Here is a 16,699-nt window from a genome sequence, read left to right on the forward strand (position 1 = left end):
TGCTCATGGCCGAAGTTCACGGCATGGCAGGGGCTCCGGAAGCGGGGACGATCGGAACCGGGAAGGTGAAGACGCTCTGGGATACACGGGGAGCCGAGACCCGCCCTTCCTCTTCCCGCATCACCCGACCGTTCTGGGACAGGACGAGGCGGAACGGAATGCTCGGGCGCGCATCGCCGTGCCGGTCGTAGAGGGCAACGGCGATGCCGAAGACCCCGGCCGGTGTCGGCGCCTCGTCCCAGATGATGTGCTCGACCGGGCGGCTGGCGCTGGTCCCTCCGCCTTCGTTCTGGTCGGCCACGAGGCGGCCGCCGCAGGCGCTGCGGTTGTTGAAGCTGATCCGGGCCTGATCGGGGCAGGCGACTTGCAGATCGAGATCGGCAGCCCCGTCCCAGGCGAGGGTCAGCTCCAGGTATCGCCCGCGCTCGATCCGCTCCAAACGCCCTTCCACATCGGCGGCGATGGCGCGTGGCGGGGTGACCGGCGTGGACGGACCCGGAATCGCGGCACGCGATGGGAGGGGACAGCTTGCATCGCAGGACAGGGCACGGCGCGTCAGCGCAAGCTCGGCAGCGTGCACCTCACCCTCGATGGCCTGGATCGCTGCGCGCTGTGACAGGTCGGCGGGGTCGATGCCGAGGGAAGCCACGGGACAGTGATCGGGCAGGACGCCCTTCAGCCAGTCCGGCCAATTGGCGCTGCCGATCGCGCAGGCCTGCAGCAGGCGGTCGCCGAGAGCCAGCGAGAGAAGGGCGAATACCAGCCACAGGACGGGCACGAGAGCCGATCTCGCCCGCACCACGCCGGCGTCGTTCACCGCTTCAGGCCGCGGCGGCGGCGGCGCACTCGAATGCCGGGCGGCCTGCGATGTCCGCGGTGTGACCATCGCGGCTGCGGCGCTGCCGGTGATCGCGCCGTTCCGCTCGGCAACGACGCCCATCCCCTGAGCGTGACGATAGCCCCATGCCACCAGGACCGGTTGGCCGCCGAGAGACCAGAGATGGTCGTCGTCAGGGGTGACGAGCGCATCGCGAATGAGGCGAGCAAGCTCACGCGAAGCTGCGCCCTCACGCTCGAGCGCGTCGGCGAAGGCGGCGACCTCGGATCTCAGGCGTCCCGCTACGCGACGGAGGGCTTGCGCCTCGCCGGCTTCGAGCCCCACGACGGGCGCGGCCTCGCCGTCTCCGTCGGCAAACCAGGCCAGCCCCGGGAGGCCCGTCTTCGCCATGGTGATCGGCACCGGCTCGGCGAAAAGCTTGGCGTGCGCGCGACCGACCCGCTGGGCCAGCAGGGCGACGAACTGGTCGTACTGTTGATTGAGCTTCGGATTGACCGCATCCAGACCTTGGCGCGGCGTCTCGGTCAGCTTGACGGTGCTCGACATCTGGCGACCGATCTCAACGCGCTTGCGGCCCGCCCTCACGCCCCGGACGGGGGCGTGACGGGACGGGAGCGGTGGGGCGGGGCGGAGGGGCGACGGCACCCTCCCTCGGCGCCGGTCTCGGTGCCGCGTCCGGCGCGGGCTCCGCGGTGGCCCCGGCACCCGGGCCGGATTCCCGCGGGGCGGCGGACGCAGGTTCCCCGGGCGGGGCGTCCCGCGCCGTCGCCTGCAGGTCGCATGGTTCGGCGTCGAGCGGTGCCGCGACGCCACTGGCTTCCAGGAATGCCGAGAGACCGTCCGCCCCCAACGCGTAGCGCGCCGTGACGGGCATGCGCCCGTCACTGCGGCCGAAGCTGTTCACGCCGATGACGCGCGCGCAGTAATCCACCAGCGGTCCGCCGCTGTTGCCGGGAGCGATCTCGGCGCTGTGAAGAACCAGCGTCACGGCCGCGTCGTCGTAGCGCTGAAGGTGGTTGACGACGCCGGTCTGTAGGACCGGTTCCAGGTCGCGGCTCGCGGAAGCGTCCCCCTCGCCGAGCCTTGCGAACGTCGGGTCGGTGCCGAGGTGAAGGCCGGGGAAACCGGCCGCGACGACAGGTGTCAGGGGTCGTCCAGGTCCAGCCAGAGCGAGGGGTCGCACGTCGGCCTGACGCGGAACCCGCAACAGGGCGAAATCCGTGAGGTGGCCCTCACCTCCGGTACGGACGAGCGTGGCCGGAATGATTCCGATATGGCGGCCCGCGATCCTCAGGGTCTCGGCGTTCTCGACCACGTGGCGGTTGGTGACCACGAACTCGTCGCTGACGAAGAAGCCGGAGCCGGTGGAACTGCCCGCGAGGACCAGGACGCTGCCGCGCTCCAGTCGGGCAACGAGACTGGCCGGGTCAGGCGTGGCCGGCCCTTGGATCGCGGGCCCGATCGCGGCCCGGGCCTGAGGACGCGACGTGGCATCGGGTGGCAGGCGAACGCCGGCTGGGCTCTGGGGAACCAGGGACGGCAGTTCGGCGCGCAGGCGCGGACAGGCGAACGCGGCGGCGGACGCCAGGGTGTCGCGGCGTCGCTGCAGGTTGTCGAGCCATGCGGCCTGCAGCGCCTTCGCCTCCGCCGATACCGTCCGCGGGGCGGTGGGAAACGTCAGTGCGCCCGGCAGAAAGGACAGTCCGAGAAGAACGGCTGCGCAGGCGACAGCGACAGGTGCCGGGCTCGACCAAGCCGGCAGGGGACGGGCCCTCGGCGGACGTAAGGCTGCCCTCGCTGTGGGTGGAATCTCGGAGGATGGTGCTTCGGCGGATGGGAAGCGGGCCGACCAGTCTGCGCGTCCGACCGGCGGCATCGGCAGGCCCGGGGGCAGGAGGCCCCCGAGAGCCATTGCGTGATGGCGCAGCCGGCTCGCCTCGTCCGCAACCAGTCCGGCCGGGAGGAGGCCCCAATCGATCAGGACCGGCTGATCGCCGATGGCCAGGACGGCGCGCGGCCCGGCGAGATTCAGACAGGCCCCCAGGAACGGACCCTCGACGGGGTCGCGCAGGAGGGGCGTCAGGTCGGAGAGGACCGCGCGGAAACGGTCGCGCAACTCCTCGGCCTCGACGGGGTCGAGGTCCGCGAGACTGCGAATAGGTCCGTCGAGGGACGTGTACCAGTCGACACGCGCCGCAGCGGATCCGTTGCTGTGCGACAGGACCGGCTCGGCGAAGAGCCGGGCCGAAGCCGCACCACTGCGCTGTCGCAGCAGGCGGACCAGGCGTTCGTAACCTTCGATGACGAGCCCGTCATCGATCCGAACGAGGTCGAGGTCGGCTAGCGTGCGACTGCCGACGAAACGCGACCCCTCCGTCACGGCCGCTCTCCGCAGCGCTGGCCCAGGCAGCCGGGGCTAATCACAGCGGGCACCCGTTCCAGGCCCGTCGATCTCCAGGCGTACGAGAACATCGCGTGCCTTCGCCGTCCCACGTTGCGCCGCCCGCTCGTACCAGGATCGTGCGGCAGATCCGTCAACGGGACCGCCGAGGCCGTTGTCGAGGGCCGTCGCATAGCAATACATGCCCTCCGCGAGCCCCATCTCCGCCGCCTCGCGAAACCACGCACGGGCCTTGGTATCGTTCTGCTCGAAGCGGCGTCCCTGCCGGTAGAGAATACCGATGTTCACCTTGGCGGCGGCGCTGCCGAGGTCGGCAGCGACCTTGTAGGCGCGATACGCATCCTGGTTCGCGCCCTGACGATCATAGGCGCGGCCGAGCTGAAAGCTCAGGCGACGAAGGTCGAAATTCTGCGCGAAGGCTCGCTGGCAAAACGGAATGGCACGTTCGGGTTGCAGCTGGCGGAATTCGAGGCGCGTACGCCGATGCGCCGAATCCGGGTCCCAAGGTGCGGCGGCTGCCTGATCGCACAATTCAACAAGGTTCTCTTGTCGTGCGAATGGCTGCTCCATCCCCGAACACAGCGTGATTTGGAGATCAATGAAAAGACAGATCAGAACGAAGCGCAGCATTGCAAATGTCTTCGCATTGCTCAGTGATAACGGCATTGGACGAATAGAAGGAGTGAACCACTCCGGTCGTGGGAGTGCCCGCGACTACCCGTGCGGTGTACGATGGGTGGCCTTGAAAAAGTACCAAAGACCCGGACGGTTTTGCCGATTTCGGAAAACAACGGCTGCGTGTCCCCCTTCCGCAACACGTTGGGGTCCTCAACCTTCCACATCGTTGTCAGGGTTGTCGTTGCACTTGGCGACGCGTCCTCCTGCCGATGCAAACAGCCTGACGCGCGGGGTCACGACGCGGGTGGGCTGCGAACTGGGGCGGCGACCTCCAGTGACGAGCGCTCGGACGGGCAGAGCCCGCGGCGTGACGGCGTCTGTGATGGCATTTGTGTCCGACGTGGCCGAGCCGGCCCGTTTCTCGTAGGCAGCCACCGTGTTCGCAGTTCCGTACGCAGCGAGGCGCCAGCGATGTTTCCGGGATCGAGCCCGAATTGCTCCCCGTTTCTGAACGTACCCGATCGTCGAACGCTGTATCGGACGGCGGTTTTCGCCCGCCTCGATCCCCGGGTGGCGGGGGGGCTGCACGCTTGCGGCGTCGTCGTGCTCGCCCGCGGCGGTGGATAGGGGGCGCCATCCGCGCGGAACAAGGACTCTGTACTCTGATGCCTTTCTCCAAATCGCCGACGATAGAGCTTCATGAAAAATCTTTTCAGACCGGGGCCAGTTTCGCGTGCTCTCGGATTGCTGAATTGCTCAGGGCGCTTTTCCCTGCGCCTTCTTACTCAAATCGGCCTACTGCCAAATATCTTTATTTTATCATGTGTGCTTTAGTAAGTAGTCGCAGATATAGTCTGCATTGAAAATTTTTCCGTAAGCAGAAAGCGAAGCACATAATTTTAGATCTCGCTTTCTGAATTGTATTTGAAGACTTAATACGTCCGATTGTACTGGATTTAGAGAAATTTTGGATCAGTTGAATAGCAACAATTTATATTAGGTTGACAATTTTTTGTTTATGATAAATTAGAAGGACTGTATTAATTTTTTTTGAAGTAGCAATCCATATGTATTTGAAATCATACAGTATAATACTTATTTAAAAATTTCGAAATGCTAGTATGTACTTAAACATTAATAGGGTGAAATAGATATCTTCTGTTTTAGACTATGGATTGTAGCGGCGGATCGCGCAAAAATTCAACATACGCAATTCGAGTACACGGACCTTATTTAGTTCGTAAGCTGACAATTCATTTGTCTATTCTATTGACTATATTTATATAAGAGAGCATACACTCAGATGTCGGTATATTTTGGAGAATAGCAATGACACGCTACATGATGGTTGCCGTAGCAGCGGCCATGAGTAGTTTACTTATTCATGATCCTGCGTTAGCCATCCAGAAAAATAGTGTTTCCTTCGGCAAAAGCTATCTTGCTAATAAAGTAAAAAAATATCAACAATATGCAATTAGTTATTGCGGTGGATCCTGCTGTCAGGATACTGATTGCTCGGGCAATTTGATTTGTCAAAACAGAAGATGCACTGATGATCCTGATGAAGGTTCACACATATGCTCGCGTCCTTTGGAAAGAGATAGTACGCTCAAAAAATTTGTCGATGCCACGATGCCATGAATACAATCAGAACAAGGCGCTCTATTATAAATTTTTTTCCTTATTCTCTAATTCTTAGCTCTATAGCAACATTAAAGAGCTTGCCAGCGCTTGCGGACGGAGCAACGCTTGCTGCGCTTTTGCAGAATAGTCCGTTAGGTGACGTCTGGCTTGGCTCGCCATCAGCAAAAATTACGATCATTGAATACGCTTCATTAACTTGCCCACATTGCGCGTCTTTTCACAAAAACACGTGGCCGCTCCTTAAAACACTTTATGTTGATACTGGAAAGGTGAGGTTTACTCTGCGCGAATTTCCGCTGGACCTAGTTGCAACCGCCGCCTTTATGATTTCACGCTGCGAGGGCGCAGAAAATTATTACAAAATTATTGATATTTTGCTCAAACAGCAAGCAGAGTGGGCCTTTGTCAAAAAATCAGATTCACCAGTGGATGCAATGGCCCGATTATTAACTGAGGTTGGGTTTACAAAAGCAAAATTTGATCTTTGCTTGAGAAATTCGCAAATTTATTCGGGCATTAATTTTATTAGGGACAGAGCAATTAATACATTTAAAGTTGAAAAAACACCAACATTTTTTATAAATGAATCAAAATACGTTGGAGAAATGGATTTTCCAGAAATCAAGTCTCACATCGAAAACGAAATCATTTCACAAAATTAAACGAACTGAAAAATATTTGAAACAGTTTTTCTATATTTGATTTTCTCGAATGCAGATTGATCGCAGACTTATCAAATGCTTTGTTTTGCTATCAACTGCTTGAAATTTATTTCGAATTTTAACAATCTAGTATGTTGTCATGATTGCAAACAGGACGGTCATCAACAAGGAGATAAAGGCATGAACCCTATCGGATTTCTCAAGATTGCTTTTTGTTGCTCTTTATTTCTGCTGCCAGCCGCGGTGCTTGCGAATGAAGCAGAAAATCACCGCGGGTTAAGGGAAGGAGGTGACAGTCTACGGCTTATGGGTGGAGGTGATGTAGGAGATGTTTGCCGAGGTAATGCCGATTGCCAACCGGGATTGATTTGTACATCGCGCGACCCAGCCGGTAATGGATTTTGTCAGCCTTCAATATTAACCCCAATTCCACCCATTAATCCACCAACCTGTCAGTAAATACCGTAAAGGAGTTTCTGTTAAAAAGTTATGCACTCCGCTATTAGTCAATCAGAATTTTGGCTTCCTCATTCTGCGAATGCCAATGACGGCTAAAATAAGGAGGGATGTTAGAATGCCGAAGTGGTGCTTCTTGTAAAAACCTTCTCATGTGCCTTGCTGTCATAAATAAGCAAAATATTAGAATATCCGTAATAAGTTCTAATTAAAAACTAATTCAAATTTCAATTTATTTCCTGCATATATAATTGTATTAGCGTAAATAACCTGAATTACGCTTTTTTGCTTCTGCAAATACGGCGATATATGCCTGCATATAGACCGTTATGGGCCTCTAACAAAAATTATTCAGCTGCTAGGGCATTCTTTCTTCGCGCGGATATTTCTGATCTGATATATCCGATGAGCAGTGGGCGCTAACTGCTTCATATCTCACAGTGTCGCGGTAGGATTAAAGGAAGCGTGAGCGCATCCTGCTCGGCTCGAGGTGTTCAACGGGTTTCGCTATTTCGCGACGACAGGCGACTCTGGCGCTGGATGCTCAGTGCCATGCTGCCCTAGAAAGCCATGTACTAGCTGGCGCAGCGTTGACTAGCGGCAGGCTGCTTCAAGCTGCTCGCCGATGAGTTAAGCGTACTCCTGCGCCCAACCTCCGGCCGCAGTCCCGAGCCGAGCGCGACCATTCTAGACAGTCGAAGCCTGCGCTGATCACTTGAAAGCGGCGAGCGAGCTGAGTACGGCGGAGCTAGGCGCAAGAGAGGCTCATTAGTCCACTTGGCTGTCGAAACGTTTTGCCACATCTTGGCTTTGCACGTCACGCCCGTTGATGCCGACGACCGTGCTCAGGTTTGGCGTCTGGTGCAAACCGTGCAGGTTGCCACCGGTCATGCAGTCAACCTAGCCGACGTCAATCAGGGCTACACGGGCGAAATACCAGCCAAGGCTGCTTGCACCCACAGCAACGAACTGGGATTCGTTAAGGTGCTAGAGGCCGAGCGCGGCTTTGTCCCTGCTACCTCCGCGATGGGTGGTCGAGCGCTCCTTCGCTTAGGGGACGCGCTTCCGCCGCATCGTCAAAGACTACAAGCCTTATTCCAGTAGCCTCGCAAATCTCCATATCGTGGCCATCGTCCGTGTCATGCTTGAACAGGCCGTGTAACTCGCGGTCAGGTCGTGACAGCTTCCAGCCGGTATTTATGTAAAGACGACAAGGTTTGATCTTGCGCCGCTAGGAGGATGGCCTTTCAGCTTAGCACCATTCGGTGAGCATTACCGGGCGACCAAGCACTTGTCTCGCCCGTTGATTCGATGGAGGTTGAATTTCATCGAGTAAACTATAACGTATCCTAATGAAACGCTTAAGTGGCGGCGGCTATGGCTACAGGGAGAATTCGGAGGCCCGTTTGCTTGGTTTGAACCGAAGCAGATGTGATCATCTCCAGATCACTGGAACGATCGAGATAATGGTGAGCGCGCTGGGACTCGAACCCAGGACCTACAGATTAAAAGTCCGTTGCTCTACCAACTGAGCTACGCGCTCGTGTGCGACGGGGCGTTGCGGCGCTCGGCGCCGCGCCGTGTCGAACAGCGTGGCTCGCAATAGGGGCTCGGCGGTATGGGGTCAACCGGCTTCGCGGCCGTCTCCCGGGGATGGTGCGTCAGGCCGCAGCGCGTGCGGCCTCGGCCCGGGCCCAGGCCGCGCGGGTCTCGTCGCTGAAGTCGGCGAGGCGGCCCTGCGCGATGGCGGCGCGCAGGCCCGCCATCAGGTCCTGGTAGTAGGACAGATTGTTCCAGGTCAGCAGCATCATCCCCAGAATCTCGTCGCTGCGCACCAGGTGGTGCAGGTAGGCCCGGGAGTAGTCGCGGGCCGCCGGGCAGGCCGAGGCCGCGTCGAGGGGGCGGGTGTCCTCGGCGTGGCGGGCGTTGCGCAGGTTGATCCGGCCGTGCCGGGTGTAGGCGAGGCCGTGGCGCCCGGCGCGGGTCGGCATCACGCAGTCGAACATGTCGATCCCGCGCGCCACCGAGCGCATCAGGTCGTCCGGGGTGCCGACGCCCATGAGGTAGCGCGGCTTGCCCGCGGGCAGGTGCGGCTCCACGGTCTCGATCATCGCCAGCATCACGTCCTGCGGCTCGCCCACCGCGAGGCCGCCGATGGCGTAGCCCTTGAGGTCGAGATCCACGAGCGCGCGGGCGCTCTCCACCCGCAGGGCCGGTACGTCGCCGCCCTGGACGATGCCGAACATCGCCTTCCCGGGCTGGGTGCCGAAGGCCACGCGGCAGCGCTCGGCCCAGCGCAGGGACAGGTGCATCGCCTTCTCGATCGCGGCGTGCTCGGCCGGCAGGCGGACGCACTCGTCGAGTTGCATCTGGATGTCGGAGCCGAGCAGCCCCTGGATCTCGATGGAGCGCTCCGGGCTCATGTGGTGGGTCGAGCCGTCCACGTGGGAGCGGAAGGTCACGCCCTGCTCGTCGAGCTTGCGCAGGGCCGAGAGCGACATGACCTGGAAGCCCCCGGAATCCGTGAGGATCGGGTGCGGCCAGTTCATGAAGTGGTGCAGGCCGCCGAGGCGGGCCATGCGCTCGGGACCGGGACGCAGCATCAGGTGGTAGGTGTTGCCCAGGACCACGTCGGCCCCGAGTTCGCGGACCTGGCCCGGATACATCGCCTTCACGGTGGCGGCGGTGCCCACCGGCATGAAGGCCGGCGTCCGGATGGTGCCCCGCGGCATCGTGATCGCGCCGGTGCGCGCCGCCCCGTCGGTGGCGTCGACGCGGAACGTGAAGTCGGCGGGCAGGCCGCCGGATGCGGAGGGGGAAGCGGGCTCGGACATGGGCGCCGTCTTAGAGCCTCCGGCGCTTTCGAGGCAAACCCCGCGCGGGCCGGCTGCGTCAGCCGCGCGCCGGGAACAGCAGGCTGGAATCGCCGTAGGAGTAGAAGCGGTAGCCCTCCGCGATGGCGTGCGCGTAGGCCGCCCGCATGGTCTCCAGGCCCGAGAAGGCCGAGACCAGCATGAACAGGGTCGAGCGCGGCAGGTGGAAATTGGTCATCAGGGCGTCCACCGCGCGAATGCGCGTGCCCGGTGTGATGAAGATCTCGGTCTGGCCGGCGAAGGCGTGAAGCCGCCCGTCTGCGTCGGCCGCACTTTCGAGGAGGCGCAGGGCCGTGGTGCCGACGGCGACGATGCGCCCGCCGCGGGCCCGCACGGCGTTGAGGGCCGCGGCGGTGTCGGCATCGAGGCGACCGATCTCCGCATGCATGCGGTGGTCGGCGGTGTCGTCGGCCTTCACCGGCAGGAAGGTGCCGGCGCCCACGTGCAGGGTCACGGTGTGGCGGGCGATGCCGGCGGCATCGAGCTCGGCCAGCATCGCCTCCGAGAAGTGCAGCCCGGCGGTGGGGGCCGCCACCGCCCCCGGCTCGCGGGCATAGACCGTCTGGTAGTCGGTGGCGTCCTGCGCGTCGGTGGGGCGCTTGCCGGCGATGTAGGGCGGCAGCGGCAGGTCTCCGAGGGTGGCGATGGCCTCGTCGAGCGCCGGTCCGGCCAGATCGAAGCGCAGGGTGATCTCGCCGCCCTCCCCCTTCGCCGCGATGGTGGCGTCGAGGCCGCCGAGTTCGCAGGGTTCGCTGGCGCCGTGGCGGCCGAAGCTGACCCGGTCGCCGGCGGCGAGGCGCTTGCCCGGCCGGGCGAAGGCGCGCCAGGTGTCCGGGGCCTCGCGCAGGTGCAGCATCGCCTCCATGCGCAGGCCCGGGGAACCCCGGCGATGGCGCAGGCCGGCGAGCCGCGCCGGAATCACGCGGGTGTCGTTGAAGACCAGGGCGTCGCCCGGGCGCAGGAGCTGCGCGAGGTCACGCACCCGCCGGTCCTCCAGGCCCTCGCCGGGCCGGACCACGAGGAGGCGCCCGGCATCGCGGGGCACCGGCGGCCTGAGGGCGATGCTGGCCTCGGGCAACTCGAAATCGAAGAGATCGACGCGCATGCCGCGCCACCTGCATGGTTTGTCCGCGCGGATCAATGGTCCGGCGCGCCCGCCCGGAACCCAGACCGGTCCGGCCGGTTCGATGATGCGGTCGGGCGAGCGTGCGACCCGCCTGGATTTTCGTACCTGAGGTTGCGATAAGCGGGTCCACGCACGGTGGGATCGAGGCAGGAGTTCGAGGCATGAGCGACGGAATCACCCGGCCGGTGCGGCCGGGCCGCGTGACCCTGGACGGGCAACTGGTGTCGTACTGGGAGCGGGAGGCGCAGCGCCTCGAGGCCCTCGCCGATGCCGCGCGCTGGAACTGGAGCGCCCGCAGCTTCCGGCGCCGGGCCGAGCGCGCCCGGGCCGAGGGCGCGCGCTTCGCCGCGCGCGAGCAGGCGCGCAGGCCCGCCGCGCCCGAAGCGTCCGAAGCGTCCGAAGCGCCCGAGACGGCATAGCCCCGGCTCAATCGTTCAGCGGCGGGTTCAACCTTTGCCGTGGCCTTGGCGCAGGGACGGGCGCTATGGCCGCGCGACCGGGCGTCGTCGCTGCGCCCGGCGCGAGACCGGACGTCGTCATGGACCGTACCCAGAAAGCTGCCCTCCTGAGCGCCGGCCTCGGCGCCCTGGTGATGGGCCTCAAGTTCGCCGCCTACTGGGTCACCGGCAGCCTCGCGCTGTACTCGGATGCCCTCGAGAGCATCATCAACGTGGTGGCGGCGGTGTTCGCCCTCATCGCTCTGCGGGTCGCCGCCCGCCCGGCCGACGACGACCACCCCTACGGCCATCACAAGGCCGAGTACTTCTCCGCCGTGATCGAGGGCGCCCTGATCATCGTGGCGGCGATCCTGATCCTGCGCGAATCCTTCCACGGGCTCCTCGACCCGAAGCCCCTCGACGCGCCCTTGACCGGCCTCGTCGTCAACCTCGTGGCCACCGCGATCAACGGCGCCTGGGCAATGATCCTGCTGCGCCGCGGCCGGGAATGGCGCTCCCCGGCCCTGGTGGCGGATGCCCGCCATGTCATGGCGGACGTCGTCACCTCCGGCGGCGTGCTCGCCGGCGTCGCCCTGGTGGCGCTCACGGGCTACGCGATCCTCGACCCGCTCATCGCCGGCCTGGTCGCCCTCAACATCCTGTGGTCCGGCTGGGGCATGGTGCGCGATTCGGTGAGCGGCCTGATGGACAAGGCGGCCCCCAGCGAGATGGTCGCGCAGATCCGCGCGTTGATCTCGATCCACAGCACCGGCGCCCTGGAGGCACACGACGTCCGCACCCGCCACGCGGGACAGGCCACCTTCATCGACTTTCACCTCGTGGTGCCGGGCACCATGACGGTGCAGGATTCGCACGCGATCTGCGACCGCCTGGAAGCCGCGATCGTGAGCGCCATCGAGGGCTCGGTGGTGGTGATCCACGTCGAGCCGGGCGAGCACGCCAAGGGGCGCGGCGTGCCGGTGATCTAGGGCGTTTCGCCCTGAGAGCTGTCGGCCCACGCCGACAAACTGCACATCGGCACTAGACGACCGGTCTAATCGGTCCTATATCGCCGTCATGGCACAGGCGAGCGGCAACACCGATGTTCGGCAGGGCATCCTCGATACCGCCCACACGATCGTGGGTGCGAAGGGGTTCTCCGGCGTCGGGCTCAACGAGATCCTGGTGGCGGCGCGGGTCCCGAAAGGGTCGTTCTACCACTACTTCGGTTCCAAAGAGGCTTTCGGCGAGGCGTTGCTGGCGGATTACTTCGAGGCTTACCTGGCCGACATCGACGCGACGCTGGCGGAGCCTGGTCTCAGCCATGCCGAGCGCCTGATGAATTACTGGCGCAAGTGGCAGGCGACGCAGGGGAGTATCGATCACCAGCGCAAGTGCCTTGCCGTAAAGCTGGCCGCCGAGGTCTCGGATCTGTCCGAGCCCATGCGCCTGGCCCTCAAGGCCGGAACGGCGGGGATCATCGCGCGGGTGACCGGTGCGATCGAGGCGGGCGTGGCGGAAGGGTCGCTGCAGGTCGAGGGCAGCGCCCGGGATACCGCCGAGATGCTCTATCACATCTGGCTCGGGGCCAGCCTCATGGCCAAGATCGAGCGCGCCGACGCACCGTTCGTGGCCGCCATGGCCACGACCCGTCGCGTCCTCAACCTGCAACCGTCCTGATCGCACGATGCGAGACGGGCACCGCAGCCCCGTCCAGCCCATTTTCCAGACGACTGGTCTACTTTTAACGAACTGTAGGGAGAAGCATGATGCGTTCCGAACTCACCCACAGCGTTGCCCCTTACCTGCTGCTCGCTGAACTCGGCGCGTCCCTGTTCGGGAGCGCTGCCGCCTCGGCCGAGGAGCGCATCACCCTGGAGGTGATCGGCGCCGTCCGCATGGCCGGACCCGAGACCGACCGCCGGGCCAACGACCCTGAGCGACCGGTCGAGGCCCGGCCGTTCCGCGCCGTGGACGCGGAGCGCGCCGATGCCGTTCTCTGGTCCGAACGGCATTGATCGGCATCCACTTGACAACCCGTGCCGATCCGCTCCGCTCCGCAGCCGCTCGACCCCATATCCCCAGACGACCCCCGATTTCCCCGTAAACGGAGAGCACCCATGAAAATCCTGATGGTCCTGACCTCGCACGATACCCTCGGTGACACCGGGCGGAAGACCGGCTTCTGGCTGGAGGAGCTTGCCGCACCCTACTACGTGTTCAAGGACGCGGGTGCCGAGGTCGTGCTGGCCTCGCCCAAGGGCGGCCGGCCGCCCCTCGACCCCAAGAGCAACGAACCGGGTTTCCAGACCGACCTGACCCGCCGGTTCGAGGCCGACGACGCGGCCAATGCCCAGCTGTCCGAGACGGTGCGGCTCGATGGCGTCACCCATGACGGTTTCGATGCGGTGTTCTACCCCGGTGGGCACGGACCGCTCTGGGACCTCGCCGAAGACCCGGCCTCGGTCCGGCTCATCGAGGCCACCCTGCGCGCCGACAAGCCCGTGACGCTGGTCTGTCACGCTCCCGGCGTGCTGCGCCACGCGAAAGCCCCGGACGGCAAGCCCCTCGTTGCCGGTAAAGCCGTCACCGGCTTTACCAACACCGAGGAAGCGGCCGTGGGCCTGACCGACGTCGTTCCGTTCCTCGTCGAGGACGAGCTCACCCGCAACGGCGGTGCGTTCTCGAAGGCGGGGGACTGGGAGCCGTACGTGGTCGGCGATGGGTTGCTCATCACCGGCCAGAACCCGGCCTCGTCCAGCCCTGCGGCTGAGCGCCTTCTCGGCCTGCTCGCGGGCGCCTGACGCTCCAGGTCGTGCCGGCAGGCGAATGTGACGGCGAGGCGCGTTCGGCATCCCGGCCGGACGCGCCCGGCCCCTCGATCGCGGCGCGTCGACCACGACCGATGGGTTCCTGGGAGATCCACGTCGCGGTGCCCGGGCGGGCGCGTCAGTCGACCGGGACAGTTGGCCCGAAGACCGCCTCGAAGGCGGCGCGCAGCTGCATGTCGACCTCGGGCATCGAGACGAGGTGGCCGAGATCGACGAGGCTGGTGACGCCGTGGCCGGCGATGCCGCACGGCACGATGCCGGAGAAGTGCGACAGGTCCGGCTCCACGTTGAGACTGATGCCGTGGAAGCTGACCCAACGCCTCACCCGGATGCCAATGGCGGCAATCTTGTCCTCGACCTCCGCCCCGCGCTCCGGCCGCCGGACCCAGACCCCAACCCGGTCCTCCCGCCGCTCACCGCGGACGTTGAAGGCCTCCAGGGTCGCGATGATCCAGGCCTCCAGGGCGGCCACGTAGGCCCTCAGATCCCGGCGGCGCCGGTTGAGATCGAGCATCACGTAGGCCACCCGCTGGCCGGGCCCATGATAGGTGTACTGCCCGCCCCGCCCCGTCCGGTGAACGGGAAAGCGCCCGGGCGCGACGAGGTCGGCGTCATGCGCCGAGGTGCCGGCGGTGTAGAGCGGCGGGTGCTCCAGCAACCAGACGAGTTCCGGCGCCTGCCCCGCCGCGATGGCCTCGGCGCGCGCCTCCATGGCCGTCACGGCCTCTTCGTAGGGCACGAGCGCGTCGCTGATCCGCCATTCCACCGCCGCCGCGCCGGCCTTGGCCCGGAAGTCCCCGGACGGGAGTGCCAGCCGGGGGGCGTTTAGGGTTTCGTTTACCAAGACTTCACCATCGCGCGTGGAAGGTGGACGGAAGGGCGGACGCCGCATCGCGCGCCGTCCCGGAGCGAGGGACGGGTCGCGTGGCGGTTCTGGAAGACCTGAAGGTCGATCTTACGGTGGTGCTCGGGCGCAGTCACATGCCGCTGCACATGCTGCTGCGCATGGGCCGGGGCGCCGTGATCGAACTCGAATCCACCGAATCCGATATGGTCGAGATTCTGGCGAACGACCATCCGATCGCGCGCGGTCAGATCGTCGTCACGGGCAACCGCATCTCCGTGGAAATCACCGAGCTGATCCGGAAGGCCGAGGTGGTGCGCCTCGCCGGCGTGACCATCGGCGAGGGCGCGGTCCCGGTCCTCGAGAGCGGCGTCGATTTTCTCTGATCCCGCCCTCGCGGCGCTTGTCGGACGGAAATCCCTCTGTTATTGGCTGCGCCGCGCCCCGAGAGATCGGCCGCCGCAGCCGAGTGAGACAGGATCTCCGGGCCCGGTGACCGACGCGAACGGTGTGTTGACGATGCGGCCATGGCGGAATTGGTAGACGCGCTAGCTTGAGGTGCTAGTCCTGCAAGGGGTGGAGGTTCGAGTCCTCTTGGCCGCACCAGCTCAACTGAGTTGGTGTCCCCTTCTGAACGATGAGGCCCCTACCAGGCCTCCCCATCTCCTCAGACACTTCGATCGATGCTGCGCCCTGCACCGGGTGCGTGATCCTTTGCAAACCGGATCTCACACCGAGACCGGCTCGCGGAGGGGCGCGTAAGTGGCGCGGTAGCTGCGCGGACCGATCATGGGCAGCAGCCGGTTTCGGACCCAGTCCGGCAGCGTCGCGGTGCGCGACAGGCGATCGGTCATGGCCTGGACATGCGCCACGCGCGGCCGCCGCCGCGCCTCGTAGGCGGGACCGATCGCGTTCCAATCGCTTTCGTGCGCCAGGATGTCGGACAGCACCAGGGCATCCTCCAGGGCGAGCGCGGCGCCCTGCGCCCAGACCGGCGCCGTGGCGTGCGCGGCATCCCCGGCCAGCAGAACCCGCCCTTGGGTCCAGCGCGCGATCCGCACCTCCTCGAGCGGGGAGTGATGGATCGCGTCGGGACGGGGCAGCACCCGATCCAGCGTGTCCTGCACCAGGCGCGGAAACCGGTCGAACACCTGGCGAATCTCCGCCAGATCCCGGTCGCCCGCGCCGGCCCGGCTGATGGAGACCCAGCCGTAGACCTCTCCGTTGTCAACCGGAATGAGCAGGAACAGGCCGCCCGCTCCCGCCCAGAGGGTCCAGGCGTCGATGCCCGGGTTGGGTGCCATGAATCGCCAGCTGGCTTGTCCGAGCACGGCCGCGCGGGTCGCCTGTTCGTCGAACATGGAACGCCGGACCGTCGAGTGCACGCCATCCGCGCCGACGAGGAGACCGCCGTGCTCCACCCCGCCGGCGCCGAGATCGACGGTCACGCCCACGGCGGTCGCCGCGATCGCCTGGATCGTACAGCCGCGCCGAATCGTCCTTGCCGGGAAGTCCTGCCCCAGGAGGCGCTGGAGATCGCTGCGGCGCAGGCAGCGCGGGCAGGCCGCCTCCCCCCAGAACGCCGCCTCGTCCACGGCAAACAGCAGGTCGCCGCGATGGGTGCGATAGTCGCGCCGCCGCACGGGTGATCCGACGTGCTTGAGGGCTTCGCTCAATCCGAGCTGCCCGAGGGCCTGCACCGCATTGCCCGGGAGGTTGATGGCGAGCCCGCCGTCTTCCGGTGCGGCGCGTCGCTCCAGGGCGAGGACGGGGCGTCCCTGCCGGTGCAGGGCCCGCGCCAGCGCCAGTCCGGCGATGCCGCCGCCGGCAACGAGAACGCGACCGCGCGCATCATCGATCATGAAGCTCTCCATCCTCGTCGCGATCGGCGCCGCGCACGCGGCACGCGCGCCATTGTCACGAAGTCGCGTGCGGCAGGGAACCGTCCGCGGCGCCAGACCTTCCTAGT

General features: G+C 64.4%; 15 protein-coding genes, 2 tRNA genes and 1 pseudogene. 10 read left to right on the plus strand and 8 right to left on the minus strand.

Going from position 1 to position 16,699, the window contains the following annotated elements; translation table 11 throughout:
- Nucleotides 1-16: 16 nt before the first annotated feature.
- Genes AC0IY1_RS16860 through AC0IY1_RS16870 form a run of 3 tightly spaced genes read right to left on the minus strand, consistent with a single transcriptional unit; the run spans nt 17 to nt 3,869 of the window.
- Complete coding sequence (locus tag AC0IY1_RS16860) at nt 17-1,384, minus strand: hypothetical protein (RefSeq protein ID WP_471771054.1); 1,368 nt, start codon at nt 1,382-1,384, stop codon at nt 17-19.
- Nucleotides 1,385-1,397: 13 nt separating this feature from the next.
- A complete protein-coding gene (locus AC0IY1_RS16865; protein WP_471771056.1) occupies nt 1,398-3,218 on the minus strand; it encodes a trypsin-like peptidase domain-containing protein in 1,821 nt (606 codons plus the stop codon).
- 36 nt (nt 3,219-3,254) lie between these two features.
- A complete protein-coding gene (locus tag AC0IY1_RS16870; protein WP_471771058.1) occupies nt 3,255-3,869 on the minus strand; it encodes a tetratricopeptide repeat protein in 615 nt (204 codons plus the stop codon).
- Nucleotides 3,870-5,186: 1,317 nt separating this feature from the next.
- On the opposite strand from AC0IY1_RS16870, the gene AC0IY1_RS16875 reads away from it, so the two are divergent.
- From AC0IY1_RS16875 to AC0IY1_RS16885, 3 genes and pseudogenes are all read left to right on the plus strand, one after another.
- On the plus strand, nt 5,187-5,498 hold the full coding sequence (locus tag AC0IY1_RS16875) for a hypothetical protein (RefSeq protein ID WP_471771060.1): 312 nt from the start codon (nt 5,187-5,189) through the stop codon (nt 5,496-5,498).
- Nucleotides 5,495-6,163 (plus strand): thioredoxin domain-containing protein, encoded by a 669-nt coding sequence (locus AC0IY1_RS16880; protein WP_471771063.1) that lies wholly within the window; start codon nt 5,495-5,497, stop codon nt 6,161-6,163. Before AC0IY1_RS16875 ends, AC0IY1_RS16880 begins: the two co-directional genes overlap by 4 nt.
- A gap of 854 nt (nt 6,164-7,017) precedes the next feature.
- Nucleotides 7,018-7,781: pseudogene (locus tag AC0IY1_RS16885) on the plus strand (transposase).
- A gap of 305 nt (nt 7,782-8,086) precedes the next feature.
- Here the strand turns inward: AC0IY1_RS16885 and AC0IY1_RS16890 are convergent.
- From AC0IY1_RS16890 to queA, 3 genes are all read right to left on the minus strand, one after another.
- Nucleotides 8,087-8,162, minus strand: a tRNA-Lys gene (locus tag AC0IY1_RS16890).
- Between the two features lie 118 nt (nt 8,163-8,280).
- On the minus strand, nt 8,281-9,453 hold the full coding sequence (tgt, locus tag AC0IY1_RS16895) for a tRNA guanosine(34) transglycosylase Tgt (RefSeq protein WP_471771065.1): 1,173 nt from the start codon (nt 9,451-9,453) through the stop codon (nt 8,281-8,283).
- Between the two features lie 58 nt (nt 9,454-9,511).
- A complete protein-coding gene (gene queA, locus AC0IY1_RS16900) occupies nt 9,512-10,597 on the minus strand; it encodes a tRNA preQ1(34) S-adenosylmethionine ribosyltransferase-isomerase QueA (RefSeq protein ID WP_471771067.1) in 1,086 nt (361 codons plus the stop codon).
- A 182-nt stretch (nt 10,598-10,779) separates the two neighbouring features.
- Here queA and AC0IY1_RS16905 point away from each other — a divergent pair, with 182 nt between their 5' ends.
- The 5 genes from AC0IY1_RS16905 (at nt 10,780) to AC0IY1_RS16925 (ending at nt 13,859) form a co-directional block, all read left to right on the plus strand.
- Nucleotides 10,780-11,037 carry a hypothetical protein gene (locus AC0IY1_RS16905; protein WP_156375847.1) on the plus strand — a complete coding sequence of 86 codons (258 nt, stop codon included), beginning with the start codon at nt 10,780-10,782 and terminating at the stop codon, nt 11,035-11,037.
- A gap of 119 nt (nt 11,038-11,156) precedes the next feature.
- Complete coding sequence (locus AC0IY1_RS16910; protein WP_471771069.1) at nt 11,157-12,044, plus strand: cation diffusion facilitator family transporter; 888 nt, start codon at nt 11,157-11,159, stop codon at nt 12,042-12,044.
- An 88-nt stretch (nt 12,045-12,132) separates the two neighbouring features.
- Nucleotides 12,133-12,735, plus strand: a complete 603-nt coding sequence (locus AC0IY1_RS16915; RefSeq protein WP_471771072.1) for a TetR/AcrR family transcriptional regulator — start codon at nt 12,133-12,135, stop codon at nt 12,733-12,735.
- An 86-nt stretch (nt 12,736-12,821) separates the two neighbouring features.
- Entirely contained in the window at nt 12,822-13,073 is a 252-nt protein-coding gene (locus AC0IY1_RS16920; protein ID WP_471771075.1) for a hypothetical protein, read from the plus strand.
- 102 nt (nt 13,074-13,175) lie between these two features.
- Nucleotides 13,176-13,859, plus strand: coding sequence for a type 1 glutamine amidotransferase domain-containing protein (locus tag AC0IY1_RS16925; RefSeq protein WP_471771077.1), 684 nt, complete (start codon nt 13,176-13,178; stop codon nt 13,857-13,859).
- A gap of 145 nt (nt 13,860-14,004) precedes the next feature.
- Here AC0IY1_RS16925 and lipB read toward each other — a convergent pair whose 3' ends face one another.
- Nucleotides 14,005-14,700, minus strand: coding sequence for a lipoyl(octanoyl) transferase LipB (gene lipB, locus AC0IY1_RS16930; RefSeq protein WP_471771280.1), 696 nt, complete (start codon nt 14,698-14,700; stop codon nt 14,005-14,007).
- Nucleotides 14,701-14,810: 110 nt separating this feature from the next.
- On the opposite strand from lipB, the gene AC0IY1_RS16935 reads away from it, so the two are divergent.
- Entirely contained in the window at nt 14,811-15,116 is a 306-nt protein-coding gene (locus AC0IY1_RS16935; RefSeq protein ID WP_055958086.1) for a FliM/FliN family flagellar motor switch protein, read from the plus strand.
- A 135-nt stretch (nt 15,117-15,251) separates the two neighbouring features.
- Nucleotides 15,252-15,336, plus strand: a tRNA-Leu gene (locus AC0IY1_RS16940).
- Nucleotides 15,337-15,458: 122 nt separating this feature from the next.
- Here the strand turns inward: AC0IY1_RS16940 and AC0IY1_RS16945 are convergent.
- On the minus strand, nt 15,459-16,592 hold the full coding sequence (locus tag AC0IY1_RS16945; RefSeq protein ID WP_471771079.1) for an FAD-dependent monooxygenase: 1,134 nt from the start codon (nt 16,590-16,592) through the stop codon (nt 15,459-15,461).
- Nucleotides 16,593-16,699: the final 107 nt, after the last annotated feature.

The sequence above is a fragment of the Methylobacterium sp. AC690 genome (assembly GCF_979256535.1).